General features: G+C 39.5%; 8 protein-coding genes. 1 reads left to right on the top strand and 7 read right to left on the bottom strand.

Features of this window, described 5'->3' with window-relative positions; translation table 11 throughout:
• Window positions 1-125 precede the first annotated feature (125 nt).
• The 6 genes from FN809_RS13660 to FN809_RS13635 form a co-directional block, all read right to left on the bottom strand.
• Complete coding sequence (locus tag FN809_RS13660) at window positions 126-1397, bottom strand: OmpA family protein (protein WP_142534091.1); 1272 nt, start codon at window positions 1395-1397, stop codon at window positions 126-128.
• A 79-nt stretch (window positions 1398-1476) separates the two neighbouring features.
• Window positions 1477-1830, bottom strand: coding sequence for a LytR/AlgR family response regulator transcription factor (locus FN809_RS13655; protein WP_142534090.1), 354 nt, complete (start codon window positions 1828-1830; stop codon window positions 1477-1479).
• Between the two features lie 249 nt (window positions 1831-2079).
• A complete protein-coding gene (locus FN809_RS13650; protein WP_142534089.1) occupies window positions 2080-4152 on the bottom strand; it encodes a fibronectin type III domain-containing protein in 2073 nt (690 codons plus the stop codon).
• A 295-nt stretch (window positions 4153-4447) separates the two neighbouring features.
• Entirely contained in the window at window positions 4448-5197 is a 750-nt protein-coding gene (locus FN809_RS13645) for a LytR/AlgR family response regulator transcription factor (protein ID WP_142534088.1), read from the bottom strand.
• Window positions 5190-7103, bottom strand: a complete 1914-nt coding sequence (locus FN809_RS13640) for a tetratricopeptide repeat-containing sensor histidine kinase (RefSeq protein ID WP_142534087.1) — start codon at window positions 7101-7103, stop codon at window positions 5190-5192. The genes FN809_RS13645 and FN809_RS13640 overlap by 8 nt, the downstream gene beginning before the upstream one ends.
• Before the next feature lie 22 nt (window positions 7104-7125).
• Window positions 7126-9093: a tetratricopeptide repeat-containing sensor histidine kinase gene (locus FN809_RS13635; protein WP_142534086.1), complete on the bottom strand. Its 1968-nt coding sequence runs from the start codon at window positions 9091-9093 to the stop codon at window positions 7126-7128.
• 406 nt (window positions 9094-9499) lie between these two features.
• Here FN809_RS13635 and FN809_RS13630 point away from each other — a divergent pair, with 406 nt between their 5' ends.
• Window positions 9500-11200, top strand: coding sequence for a catalase (locus FN809_RS13630; protein ID WP_317131257.1), 1701 nt, complete (start codon window positions 9500-9502; stop codon window positions 11198-11200).
• Between the two features lie 422 nt (window positions 11201-11622).
• Here FN809_RS13630 and FN809_RS13625 read toward each other — a convergent pair whose 3' ends face one another.
• Window positions 11623-15312: an ATP-binding protein gene (locus tag FN809_RS13625; RefSeq protein ID WP_142534085.1), complete on the bottom strand. Its 3690-nt coding sequence runs from the start codon at window positions 15310-15312 to the stop codon at window positions 11623-11625.
• Window positions 15313-15371: the final 59 nt, after the last annotated feature.

The following is a 15371-nucleotide window of genomic DNA, read 5'->3' as shown; positions in this document are numbered from 1 at the left end:
CTAAGCACACTAGGATTCTTTGTGCATTCTTTGTGTCCTTTGTGGTTAATTTTGTCATAATGTCAGTAAATAAAAGCTGCATTGTTAGTGATGCTAACTCTGGCAATAAAAAATGTTGTGCTACCTTAAAATTTTACGAACTCCACTCTGCGGTTATTGGCTTTTCCTTCGGCGGTGCCGTTTTCGCCAATGGGTTTGCTCTCGCCCCAACCTGCTGATTTTAATCTGTTGGAAGAAATACCCATACTAATTAACCTGTCCATCACCGCTTTGGCACGTTTTTCCGAGAGTGTTTGATTTAAGGCATCGTCGCCGTCGCTATCGGTGTGGCCTTCAACACTAAAATTCAGGTCGCTCTGTTTTTGCATCAACTCAAATATCTTATTTATGGCCCCGTTGCTCTCAGGCTTTATGGTGGCTTTGTTCACATCGAAACGGATACCGTTTACGATAATTTTTCCGTCGGATAGTACGCGGTCGTAGTATTTTACACCGCCCTTGGCAATGCGTACGTTTTTTAAAAAAGGTTGGTATTTGGAGTTTGAAAATCTTTCAGCCGATATTGTAATCCCAGTAGGGTTGCCTTCGTAGCGGGGGATGTTAATTAAACGGGTATCGTCCATATAGGCTTTTAGTTTGCCTTTGGTAAATGCTACAGATATATGTTTCCAGCCGCCTATTTCATTATATGCCCAATTGTTGTCTTCTGTACCGGGATATCTCATTTCAGAATTGCCGCATTCAATACCGTTCACATATACTTTAATATCATCACCAATATGTCTTTGGTTCTTTGCATCACGCAATTTTATCCAGTATCGCGCGGATTCTCCGGGAGTGAAATACATGTCGCACTCAAGGGTAAAAATTTCCGGTAGATAGTCCTCTTTCGAATTTTTCATATATGGTACGATACCCCCACCAGTGAGATAGTAGATAACATTTTCGTTATTAACCGATGCAATTTCAATATTTCCATCTGCCAAATCCCAGCGGCTGGGGAACTCTCCATTTTCTTCATCGGAGCTCGGACCGTCTTCAAAAATAACCTCGTCACCTGGGACGAAATCAAATTTTGCCCATTCCACTTTCGGTTGAGCTGGGGTAACTTGCTTCTCAGTATCTGCATTTGTGGGTTGGGAAGCATTATTATTTTGCCCAAATTGTTCCTCCGGAGCTTCGTTCCTTTTTTTCTTTTTCTTCTTTTTAAAAAGGCTGCCTATGCCTTCTTCCAATTTGTCAAAGCCTTTGTCAACGGCCTGTTCGGTCCGCTGGTTGGCCCGTTGGTTGGCTTCGTGGTTAATTTTTTTCTTCGCATCCACTTTAACCTGGCCAAACGAATTTGTGGCGCAGAGCATTGCAATGATGATGAGGTTGATTATTGTCCGTGTTTGCATAATGAGGAGGTTTATTTGTTTAATTCAAATTTACGCTATATGGATTTGCCTTTTTATGGCAAACATGAATTTGCCTGTCCTAAACTTGAATCCGTGCAATATTTTGCAGAAAGTGCAGCAACTGGCTTTTCTTTCGCGAACTGATACTTATGGTTTGCCCGTTATCCATTAACAGGTTGCCCCCTGCACATTTATGTATGCTCTTAATATGCTGAACATTAACAAGGTAAGATTGGTGAGGCCGTACAAAGCTTTTGGTGGGCAATTGGTTCTCCACTGTTTTAATAGGCACCGAAACCTTTATCTTTTGCCCGTCGTTCAAATAAAAGGTTGTATAGGTGTTTTCACTTTGGCAATACACGATATTCTCGATTTCTATTAAGTGATAATGGTCGCGGGTGGACAGTACCAGTTTTCCTGTTGATTTTTTCATTTCTTACGGTTTTGGAATAGAAATTATTATCAAGTAAGCGATTTATTGAGTTGTAATTGGCAGAGATTTGAATGCGCCTTGCTTGGGTTTGAAAGCGCAGGATTTTGAACGAAAAGAGGAATAGAGGAAAAGGTAAATCCTTGGAGTGCTTTTAGGACTCCATCCGGATACATGATTGAAACCAAACAATACCCTGCCTGTGGCAAACAAGTTATCGGCCACAAACAGGGTATTTAATATTCCCGACAATTATCGTTTAATTATTTTCTGCGTATATCTGCCCTGTTCGGTATTAATCAACAGTATATAAACACCATCTTTCAATGATGCTAAGTTCAATGTTTCCATTGCGTTGCAATCTGTTTTCTGAAATTGGAGCTGGCCTAACACTGATGTTATTTGGATGCTTGAGCCTGCGGGTATCCCGGATAGGTGAACTAAAGTAGATATTGGAATTGGCCAAACCTTGATGTGGCTTTTAAAATCATCATCAACACCCGTAGCTAATTGAAAATTGGCCACCAGTGTTCTGTCCGTATTTAAGTCGAAAGAATAACTCGCCTCTGTTGATACCTCTGCGCCATTTTCGGTCCAGTTTATAAATTCATAACCTCTGTTTACCGTGGCAGTTGCAATTACAGCCGTGCCCTTGTCAAATGTTCCATCACCGGTAACAATACCCCCTTCTGCGATATTCGCAGATAAAATAAGCGATTTATAAGCAAGTGTTCTCAGGGAAATCCTGTTTGAGTTATCCGATGTTCCTGCCCCATTAACGGCTTTTATATGGTAGCTATAGGGCGTATCAGGCTGCAAACCGGTTACCTCGAAACTAGTCACATCAGCACCTGCTACCGCTTCGTCAACTATAATGTAATTATGCTCAAAATCATCCCCTACGGTTAATAGATACCCCGTAGCTTCTGGCACAACTTCCCAATTTGCCTGAAACGAGGTAGTTGCAATATTGGTGGCTTCCGTAGCTACCGGAGCGGCAGGTATGCCAAAGGTTTGAGCACTGGCCCTATTTGAATTTTCTGAGCTTCCTTGATCATTGAATGCCTTTACATAGTAGCTATAATTTGTTTCAGAAATTAGTCCTGTTAAATTTAAGCTGGTTACATTACCACCATCTACATCTCCGTTAATTTGAACATAGTCCTGTTCATCATCGTCCAAAAGCGTTACCGTATATCCCGTAGCTCCCGGTACAAACTCCCAATTTGCCTGAAACGAGGTGGTTGTAATATTGGTGGCTTCTGTAGCTACCGGAGCGGCAGGTATGCCAAAGGTTTGTACTTCTATTCTGTTTGAAAGTGCCGAAGTGCCTTCCGGGTTAATTGCCTTTACGAAGTAACTATACCTGTTGTCTGAATTTAATTCTGTTATATTTAAGCTGGTTACATTACCACCGTCAACACTTCCGTCAATTTGAACATTAACCCGCCCATCGTCGTCAGCAAGGGTCACTACATACCCGGTAGCTCCCGGTACAAACTCCCAGTTTGCCTGAAACGAGGTAGTTGTAATATTGGTTGCTTCCGTAGCAACCGGCGCGGCTGGTATGCCAAAAGTATTGACACTAACCATATTTGAGAACCCTGAGGTTCCTGCTGAATTAATAGCCTGTACTCTGTAGTTATAGGATGTTTCGGAAGTCAGTCCTGATACATTTAAGCTAGTCACATCGCCACCATCTATATTACCGTCAATTTGCACATAGCCTTGTTCGTCATTATTTACTAGGGTTACGAAATATCCTGTAGCACCCGGCGAAGCTTCCCAATTTATTTTAAACGAGTTGGTTGTAACATCGGTTGCAGCTGTTGCTACGGGTGGCTCAGGGGCGGATAACAAAGTTTTTATTGATATTTCGTTGGATAATGGAGAAGCATCCATACCGATTACAGCTTTTACAACATAATAGTAAGTTGTGTTCATACTCAAACCGCTTACCAAAACACTATTGGTTTTAACACCTGGTACTGGTTTGGGATTGTAGTTGGTGAGATATATTTTTTGGCCAAGTCGGCCAAACTTTGTATAAACATATAACAAATAACCATCTACTCCATTTACCACATTCCAGTTGGCCTGAAATGAGGAGGAGCTTATGCTTGTGGCAGAGCTGGCAACGGGGGCGGTAACCGCTGTTATGGCTGCCTCTGCAAGCTTGGCAGCCAAAATATTTTTGCTTACGTTTGCCAATGCTAAATTGGAATGTTCCGTTACAAGTTTTGCGCTTGCCTCAAAATTTGTTATTGCTAACATGGCGGTTAAAACCAATAGCAATGTAATTCTTTTTAATGTAAAAGTTTTCATAATTGTGTGTTTTTAAAAGTTTAATTACACGCAATTACGCACAATAAATAATTACAGAATGGATAGAACTTGAAAGCGTAGTGATTGGGTTTGAAATTGAAGTGATTTGAAAGGAATATAAGAACCAAGGCTTAATCAGCGAGCAGGTGATAAAAAATAACCACAAAGGACACAAGGGATGCGCAAAGGACACAAAGAATGAGGTGCTATATGGAATATTGTGGGTAACTATAATAATCAAACCACTACAAAACATATTAAGCAGTTCATAAGAGATTTAGCGTTGCAAAATTTGTTAGAGCTCGTTTAGCAATGAAATTAATTTTTTCATTTGTCGCAACGAAACGGGTATTTCTTTTTTATTTTTCATAATTATAAAACCGCCGTCGGTTTTGTCCACTTTTTTTATGTGGTTCAGGTTAACCAAAAAGCGCTGGTGGACCCGGTAAAAAAAATGTTCACCCAGCAGGGTTTCATAATCTTTTAAGCTTTTTGAAACCAATATGGATTCATCGCCCTCGAAGTAGAATGTGGTGTAGCTGTTGTCGCTCATGCAGAAATAGATGTCCGCAATATCGACGATGTGTATGGAGGCAGAGGTGCGCAAAACTAGTTTTTTGGCTTTTAAATCCTTGTGGAAGGAGTCCATCAATACTTCGTTTTGTGACTCGGTATTTTCATTTTTTTCAATCAGCTCCACTGCCTGCCGTATAGCCTGTTGAAATTCCGTTTCGTTTACGGGTTTCATGATGTAATCGAGTGCGCTGAACTTTATCGCCTTAATTGCAAACGAATCGTAACCGGTAATAAAAACTACCTTAAATTGGTAGGGGTGCAGTTTTTGCAGAAGTTGAAAGCCGGTCCCATCGCTTAACTCAATATCTAACAAAACCAAATCGGGTTTTGCCAAAGTAATTAAATCAAGTCCGGTTTCAATTGAATTGGCGGTTCCAAGCAAGGCGATATCGGGAAAATACTCGGCCAGCAAGCAAGAGTTTACCTCCTGCATGGCAGGTTCATCGTCAATAATCACGGCTTTAATCATCGTTCAAAATGGGGATATGGATGCAAATTTTTACGCCCGATAGCGTAGTATTTATATCGTTTAAATTCAAAACTTCAAATTTAAAATCTTTTTTGTGTTTTTGTTGAATTAATTTTCTTCTCTTTTTAAAAATTTCCATGGCCATGGAGCGATGATTCTTTTTGTTGTTTGATTTTTCCTTTATACCGGTCCCGTTATCTTCTATAACAAACTCCACAAATTCCTCTTTATCGCTAATGGTGATACTTAATTTTCCGGTGTAATCTATATTCTTAAAACCATGTTTAATGGCATTTTCGATAAAAGGTTGCACCAGCATGGGGGGTACTTGTATAAAATCGGTTTCCAGGTCCTGGTCATAAATAATTTCAAACTTAAATTTGGCGGGAGTACGCATTTGCTCCAGTTCCATATAATTTTTGAGCATGTTAATTTCGTCGCTTAGTGTGATGGTGTCCTCGGTTGAATATTCGAGTGTAGCCCTGGTAAGTGAGGCAAATTGCGACAAATAGTGCGATGCTTTTTGTGGCTCATTACCCAGCATGTAATTTTGTATGGAGCCCAGTACGTTAAAAATAAAGTGCGGATTCATTTGTACGCGCAGCACTTGCTGTCGCAGGTTGTTCTGTTTTAAGATGGCTTGTTTGCGGAGTATGTTAGAGATGTATGTTATCAATACTATTAAAATCAACAATACGGCCAGCAAAATAAATCCCACTCGCAAACGCTGATTTTTTATTTGGTTTTCGGCTGCCAGTAACTCAATTTTTTGTTCCTTTTGTTTCGTTTCAAATCCAATTTCGAGGGCTTGTATTGTTTTGTTACTTTTTTCGTTTAATATCCTGTCGGCATAAATGTGGCTTTTTTCCAAGGCTTTGTAGGCATCCTCCCACTTGTTTAATCGTTTATACAATTCGGCGTACCAGGTATAAGCTTTCATTATATTGCTTAACGAATTTACTTTTATAGCTTGTGTTATGGCTAAATTGAGATATACATGAGCAGCTTCATATTTTTTTTCGGCAATAGCAATTTTTCCTAAATAACCATTGCAATAAGCCTGGTAGCGGATATCTTCACCTTGTTGGTGGTAAGTCAAAGCCAGTTCAAATTGTTGTTTGGCATTTTTATAATCTTCTTTTACCAGATAAGCTTTTCCTATCAAATGCTCGGCAACGCCCATTCCTTTGTCAGAGCCAGTTTCAATCAACAAATCGCGCGAGGTTTTGAAATAATACATTGCCGAATCAACCTCTTCTTCTATCAAAAATACTTCGCCCATGGAGCCGTAATTATAAGCCAGTGTCCGCATGTCGTTTCGTTGTTTGGCAATTTCAGATGATTGCCGAAAGTAGTTCATGGCGCGATCATAATCCTTTTGCATAATATGCGTAGTTCCCAGGGTATTCATAGTGTACGATGATGATCTTAAGTTTCCTACTGCATTTGATATTTCAAGGGCTTTATGAAAATAGTCAATGGCTACCGCAGTAATATCTTGCTTGCGAAACACCTGCCCTAAATTGTTGTAGTTGTAAAACAATTGGGTGCTGTCCTTTTGCTTAATGGCCATTTCTAACGATTTATTATGGTACAGGTAAGCCGTATCAAAGTTTTCGCGGTAACGGTATTCGAGTCCTATAAAATCATAGCTTTTCATTTCGCCCTTACTGTATTTTATTTGCCGGGCTCTTTGGGCATATTGCATTAACAGTGGTATATAATCTTTCCCGAGTTTATTTTTATGTTTTCGTACGGAAGAGAGCAAAGCATCCATTTGGTGATGGCTTGTTTGTGTTTGAATAACATGATGCAAGCTGTCGCTTAAGTTATCAAGCGAATTACTGTAACTCTTGGGTGCTATAACAAGAAAACAGCTGAGTATAACAAAAAAAATAGCCCTCATTCTATTTGGTTTTTTGTGCCGATTAATAATTAATGTCTATCGGTATTTGTATCTCTACTTGGGTTCCCTGTTCATTGGGGTTTTGGTCCGAACGGTCGTTAATTGTAAAGTCAATGTGTTGTTTTGTTTTTTTGGCAAATAATCTCCTGCGTTCTTCAAATATTTGCATAGCCTTGCTGTTGTGACCTCCTTTTTTTAGTAAGGCAGCTTTTTTTATACCGATGCCATTATCAGTAATTTCGATGCGGATTTTTCTCCTTTCATCATAGAAATGGACTTGCAGCATCCCTCTATATTCAATGGTTTCCAAGCCATGTTTAATCGAGTTCTCAATGAAAGGCTGAATAAGCATTGGTGGTATTTGAATGAAATCTGTTTCTAAATTCTGGTCGAAATTGATTTCATAATCAAATTTATTTCCCTTACGCATTTGCTCCAGCTCAATGTAATTTTTCAGCATACTTATTTCATTCGACAGCGAAATGGTTTCGGCAGCCGAATTATTTAATGTAGCCCGCGTCAACGAAGAAAATAACGATAGGAAGTTGGATGCTTTTCGTGTGTCGTTTTGCAGCATGAAATTTTGTATAGACCCCAGCACGTTAAAAATAAAGTGAGGGTTCATCTGTGCGCGGAGGACTTGCTGCTGTAGTATGTTTTGCTTTAGTTCTGCCTGTTTTTTGTGGATATGGGAAATGTAGATAATCAGTAAGATTACAATTATTAGCGCCCCAACTACACCCAATCCTGCATTTATTCGCTGGTTTTTTAGTTTGTTTTCGGCAGAGAGGAGTTCTATTTTTTGCTCCTTTTTTTCAGTTTCGTATTTGGCTTCCAAATCCTCAAAGGATTGGCGGATATCTTCGTCGCGCAAACGGCTCTCGGCCGTGCGCAACGAATCGTTCCAAAAAAATGCTGCGTCGTAGTTTTTTAAGTTAAAATTGAGTTCGTACAATAATTGCAGGCTTTTCAGCTTCTCGGTGGAGTAATTGTTGATGTCTTCGATATGGATGTTGGCTTTGGCCAGTTCCAATCCTTTGGCAAATTGTCCTTTTATTTGATACAGTTCGGCTTTAAAATTATTGCTGAACAGGATTTCATAGGGGTTACCGCTAAAATAGTTTTCCGCTTCAGTAGCCATGGTAAGTGCCTTTTCATAGTTGCCCAGTTGTTTGTAAACGCCTGCGCTGTTGCTTAATGCGCTCGAAATGCCTAAATAGTACCCGGCTTCTTTGCTCAATGTTAAAAGTGTGTCGTAGTAAAGCAAGCCTTTTTCCAATTCATTTTTAGCAACAGCAATTCCGCCCAGGCTGTTATATATTTTCGCCAAATCACCAAACGATGCACAACCCTCCCTATCCTTCATTTTATATGCTTTTTCAACATATTCTTCCCATTTAACGGTGTTGTTGTTTTCCCTGAAAATATTGCCCATAGCAATATAATGGTAGCAAATACGGGTGAGGTTATTGGTGGTTTCTTTAGTTTTAAGGGCGTAAAGTCCGTATTTAACGGCTTTATTGTAATCACCTGTGTAGTTGTAGTTGCTAGCCAGGTTCATGCTTATTTTGGCAATTTCGCCACTGTCTTTAATTTTTTCTGCACTTTTTAAAGCTACTAAATAGGTATCGTTAGATGCTTTAAAATCACCTGTGCCGGCATATATATTGGCCAAATAATTGGCCATGGTAGCCACTTTATCATCCCGATGAATGCTTTGTGCAATTCGCAGTGCAGCAGTAAATTGTTCGATCGATTTTTCATATTCTCCCACTTCCTCTAAATATTCGCCAAAATCATAATAAGCTTCCATCCGTTTGATGCTGTCATTTTTTGCATCCGATATTCTTTGGTTAAGCACTGTTTGAGCGGAATCAGGTATCTCGTTGGCAATATTGGATGCTGGGTTATTTCCGCTCAGAACAAGAGATGGGAGGGTGCATAAGCATAAGTAGGTGATAAATAAAGTTTTAATCGCTACTGTACGCATTGACTGTTTTGGTTGAATGTTTTTTGAAACAATTGCCTGCAATATATAAATATTCTACGATTTAAATTTATTGGCGTAGAAACAAATTATATTATGGGCCGGATAATTCAGCTAAGGCTGAATCGGCTTTCGGTGACCTATTCATAAAACTTATGAATAGGCCAGGTTAACCGAAAAGAATAACGATGAAAGGCGTCTCCTAAAGTCAAGTACATCTTGTGTTAAAAAAAGCCAGTTTAATTTACGTAGATATTTAAATCAATGGTAGCTGCATTAGAAAATTTCGTTATCTTAGTCGATACGGATAAAAAAGTGATGGCTTAGGTTGTATGATTCCGGCATAGGACTTTTTAATAAAAAGGTTTTACACATACGGTTTAAAAATTAATTTTTAAAGGATTATAATATGGATAAGAAAAAAGGTAAAATGGGTATGAACCCTATGGATAAAAATAATTTAGGGGATCCAATTCCTAGTAGAAATCAAAATAAAGGAAAGCAACCGGAAATAAGAACAGCGGCAGGAGCTCCGGTAACAGATAACCAAGATACGATGACCTCCGGTAAAAGAGGGCCTGTATCCTTACAAGATACATGGTTTTTAGAAAAAATGGCACATTTTGATCGGGAAGTTATACCTGAGCGTAGAATGCATGCCAAAGGTTCCGGTGCATTTGGAACGTTTAAAGTGACGCATGATATTACAAAATATACAAAAGCAGCTATATTCTCTGAAGTAGGAAAAGAGACCCAAATGGTTGCCCGTTTTTCCACTGTTGCTGGCGAAAGAGGTGCTGCAGATGCAGAAAGAGATATACGTGGTTTTGCTTTAAAATTTTATACCGAAGAAGGTAATTGGGATTTAGTAGGAAATAATACGCCCGTATTTTTCTTTAGAGACCCCATGAAGTTTATTGACTTAAACCATGCTGTTAAAAGGGACCCACGTACCAATATGAGAAGTCCAAATACCAATTGGGATTTTTGGTCGTCGCTGCCCGAAGCGCTATTGCAATTAACAATACTTATGGGGGATAGGGGACTGCCTTCTTCGTATAGGCATATGCATGGATTTAGTTCGCACGCCTATAGCTTAATTAATGATGAAAATAAACGGGTGTGGGTTAAGTTTCACTTTAGATCACAACAAGGAATAAGAAACCTAACGGATCAGGAGGCGGCAAAGGTAGTTGGGATGGATAGAGAATCTCATCAGCGTGACCTGTACGAAGCTATTGAAAAAGGCATGTATCCAAAATGGAAGGTTTATGTGCAAATTATGACAGAAGAACAGGCCGATGCGATGGAAACCAATCCGTTTGACTTAACAAAAATGTGGTTAAAAAAAGATTTTCCGCTTATGCCGGTGGGTGAATTTGAGTTGAACAGGAATCCGGATAATTATTTTGCCGATATAGAACAGGCGGCGTTTAATCCTGCTAATGCAGTTCCGGGAATTAGTTTCTCTCCCGATCGTATGCTACAAGGACGTTTGTTTTCCTATGGCGACGCACAAAGATATCGCTTAGGTGTAAATCATCATCAAATACCGGTAAATAGTCCCAAAGGCGTAAAATGTCCGCATAGTTTTCACCGTGATGGACAAATGCGTGTAGATGGAAATTTAGGAAGCGAGTTACATTATGAGCCCAACAGCTATGGAAACTGGACCGATAGCCCAAAAGACAACCTGCCACCGGAAAAAGGAGGAGATGTGTATAGATATGACTTTAGGGAAGATGATTCGGACTATTATACACAGCCGGGACTTTTATTTAGAGCCATGACAGCAGATCAACAACAGGTGCTATTCGACAACACTGCCCGAAATATGGGCGATTCAACCCTACAAATAAAACACCGGCATATTTACCATTGCTACCAAGCCGATCCGAATTACGGAAAGGGCGTAGCCAAGGCAATGAATATTTCAATAGATGATGTGGATTTGGATTTGCCAAAGAGAGATTCGCACGAAAATCAAATCAAAGCCAATAATAAACACCCGGAATTAAACACGCCTACTGAGCCGGTAGATTCCGGAGTAGAAATAGATACCAATACAAAGGATTATATAGAACCGGAAAATGATCCATGGTTATTGTAAAAACATAAGTGAATTAAAAAAGCTTCAATCAAGATAGGCACAAGCGTTATCTTGATTGAAGCTGAAAACTATTCTAATATTCAGGGCTGTCTTCAGCTCCGAAACAATGGATGTTTTCGGACAGTATTTTATTGTCAACTGGTAAATAGAACAACTACAGCGTCTGGTAGCTTATGCTTATCAGAAAAAACTTCACGAAAAATTGAAACGGGGTAAGCCTCTGTTTTGCCTTTGTGAAACCGGCCTCTGGTGCCCATAGGTATATATTATGAATGGAGCAGGTTAGCTACAGAAATACGCTCCCCCCGAGATTCCAGGTTGGAATTTAAACTTTAGGCAATACTTGTCTGTCACAATCAGGGAATTGTTCCTCTTCGATCTTTAATTTACTCGCTACCCTTTCCGTTCCTCACTCCCCATTCTTAGCCCTCATAAGCGGGAAACTCCACAAAAAAAGTTGTTCCTACATTCTCTTTCGTTTCAAACCAGATTTTCCCCTTGGTATTTTTAACAATGTTTTTAACAATGGCCAGTCCCAATCCCATGCCCGAGGATTTAGTAGTGAAATTAGGTACATAAAGCTTTTCCTGTGCTTCGGGCGAAATGCCTGTGCCGTTGTCTTTTATCTTGATAATAATTGAATGGTCGCTTTTTTCAATAGCTACCTTTATTAATCCTTTCCTTGTTGAGGGTATAGACTGAATAGCATTTTGCAGCAGATTGTTGAATACACTAATCATCTGTTCATTATCGGCATAAATAAAAAATTCTGTAACACCATTGTCGCCTATCACCACATCGGCTTCTTCAGAGCGCTTGTATAGCGTAACGCATTGTTTAAGTGCTTCTATTACGTTTATTTTTCTTCGTTTGGCTCTGGGCATGGTAGCAAAATTAGAAAACTCTGATGCAATGGTAGAGAGCTTGTCAATTTGGTCTATTAAGGTAGAAGACACCTTTTTAAGCTTCTGATCGAAATCGACATCCTTATTTTTCCTCGACATTTCCAGGTATTGTATGCTCAATTTCATGGGGGTAAGCGGGTTTTTTATTTCGTGGGCTATCTGTCGGGCCATCTCGCGCCAAGCCGATTCACGTTCCGATTTGGCCAATTTTTCCGCACTGGCTGCCATCTCATCTACCATGCGATTGTATTGTTCTACCAATTGCCCTATTTCATCTTTACCCTTATAGGCGATTTTCTCGTTGCGGCCACCCAATTTAAGCTCGCTCAATTTATTTTGCAGCGCCAACAGCGGATGAGTTATACGACGCGATACTACTACAGTTAAACCGATAACCACGATCAGAAATATCAGATAAAAATTAAGGATAGCCATTACCAGAGACGAAACTTCTTCGCGGAGTTCGCTGGTACCCACAAAGTAGGGCATGTTTAAGTAGGCCAGTAATTCGTTGTTTACATTATAAAACGGCATATAGGCCGATAGATACTTTAACTGCCCAATAGATTCGTGATGTATAAATTCCAGCTCTCCTTTTTCGCTTAACTCGATAAAGCCACGCGAATTCATTAAATGGCCTGATAGTCCTCTGTCAAAAAGTTCGGGGCGCGAGGTGGCCATCAGTCGGCCTTGCAAATCGTACAAGTTAATATCGGTGTAAAAAACGCTCGAGAACTTTTTTAATAAGCTGGTCAGATACTCATCCATGTCAGGGGTAATGGCATCTTCGGTGCCTATTTTATGCTCCAGTTCCAGTAGCACCGATCTGGTTTTTTCCGATAGTATTTGGTTGTTTTTTATTTCGAAACTACGAATGGTTTGCCATACTGAACCACCGGCAATAATTACCAGTAGTGCCAGCATCAATCCTATAAAAGCAAGCTGTATGCGTTCCTGAATAGAAAAAACGGACTTGAAGCGCTCTCTGCGAGCCCGGGTAGATATAATTAGCAGGGCACCAAATATAAAAAAGGAAATAAAAAATATGGAAAAGGCAACCAGTATCATCGAAGGCCCTACTACGGGCAACGATAATACCAGGCATACATTTTCTGAAGGATGAAAAGTCATGTGAGAAAAACCCTCCGATACGTAATTCTGAAAATCGTAATGTACGTTGCTTATGCGCTCTAAATGGATAGGGTATGAAAATTCACCCGACTGACGTATTAGCTGACCATCAACATATTTGCCGTACGAGTAGTTGACCAGTGGCTCGCGCAGTTTCGATTCGCGTTCCGAAAGCAGCAGCTCCGGGTAGCCTGGCCCTTCAAAAAAGGGTTTCGAAACTAACTCTAAATACATGCGACTTTCCTTTTGCGGAACACCTTCATGTATCGTAAAAACACCAAAATAGGTTACTTGCGTTGGTTGATTCTCTAAAAAGTAAAAATGTTTACTTCCCATAACCTGGGTGCCGTTTTCTTCCAGCAAACGATTAAAATAATCATAACAGTTATAAACCTTGTCTTCGCCACTTAGTTTTAAATTGCTCCCCGGCCAACAGGGTATCACCTGTAGTTCGTATCTGTTTAAATACCTTAGCAGATATTTTTTTGCTATATATTTTTCCAGCTTGGTTACATTACAATTTTCCTTTTCAAGTTCGTGCAGCACTATTGAATCGCTACTGATTAAATCTTCAACTTCTTTCAGTAAGAGCTCTGTTAAAGGATCTTCTTCCTGGAATAATTTAAACGATAGGTTTTCTATGAGCAACTCACGTTCTAATCGCTCATTGTGTACATTGTGATAGTAGAAATTATACACGGCATAAAGCGCAAATACAAAAACAAACCAAATAAAAGTATTGTAGGCATGATGTTGTTTACGGCGTGCCACCCATATAAGCATGATAAAAATGATGAGGAAAGCTAAAACCGATAAAAGGTACATGGCGTCAAAACTAAACAAAGCCATTGAAAACATACAAACTACCACCATCCACGAAAGTTGTTTTTTGCTTAGTTGGGGTAAAAATATTTCAACGGTTTTTTCTAACACCAAAACGGCTGCTAGCCACAGCAAGCTAATGATAAATAAACGAACCACATCGGAGGTTTCAATATCAGTGATTTTAAAAAGAATAGGTGCCGAAGCCGAGTGCGATACCAATAGCGTAACAATATTGTTTTGCACATGCCAAAATATAAATGCAGTTATGATGGAAAAGGTAACTACAGTTATTTTTTTTATAGATGACGATGGGAGTTGTTTAATAAAGTGTGGAGGGTTTACGTACTTAAAAAATATAAAAGCCTGACCAAATACCAGTATGGCAAAAACAAGCATGCTGCCCATATTCGGGAATAAATCTGATGCACCAAAATATAACGGCGAAAATAATTTAGTGGCAAATAATATATTCGGAAAGAAGTAATTTACATGCACAAAATAAAAAATGGCCGATACCAAGGCACTTAGTATAAATACCAGGTTGTTTTTTAAAACGCTGTGCTGCTGCTTGATGAGGTGAACAATGAGCTGAATGTATAGGATCAAAGCCATAAACATAAAAAAAGCAGACCAGCTGGCATACAGTGTATGCGGTGTGTCACATTCCTGCGCTGTAAACAAATAGTTGCCCTCTACATCTTTTATTCTGACACCATCGGCATTTTTATCGGTGTTTACCTTTTGGCAAACCATAAAGGGAAGCGATGTTTCGTAGGTGTCGCTCAAAAAATCATTATTATAAGGATAATTTGTTTTTATGCTCACTAAAGTAAAAATATCCCAATGAGCGTGTGGAATTCTTTTGATGATGTACCAGGTGTTAAGCAACTTGGCCACACGCCGGCTCAATAGCGAAATGCTTTCGTTTTTAAAGGGCAGCACCTCACCTGTCCAGGCGCACAGCGAATCATTTTTATAAACCAACAGTTCAACACCTCGTGGCTTGATGGTTTCGGTAGAGTCAACAGCAAACCACTCCTGATTAGGGCGCAGTTTTTGGATGAATGTATGAGCGAAAATGTCGGCCTCTTCACTTTTCTGCTGTAGTGCATTCTGAAACCTTAAGGCATTAAAAGAGTGGTGGTTGTAGTTGTAATAGGTCCAGGAAAATAAGAAGCTTAACAAAACCGAAACAAAAAAAAGCAGGTGTTGCCAACTGAATAAGTACTTATTTTTTATTTTTTGCATCATGGTAGCTCAGGTTGTACTTAACAATAAACCGTTAACTTTTAGATATTAGACATTAGTTA

It is taken from the genome of Saccharicrinis carchari, from assembly GCF_900182605.1.
Taxonomy (GTDB): Bacteria; Bacteroidota; Bacteroidia; order Bacteroidales; family Marinilabiliaceae; genus Saccharicrinis; species Saccharicrinis carchari.
Note: the sequence above shows the minus strand (reverse complement) of the source record. Positions and strands in the feature narration are given on the sequence as shown.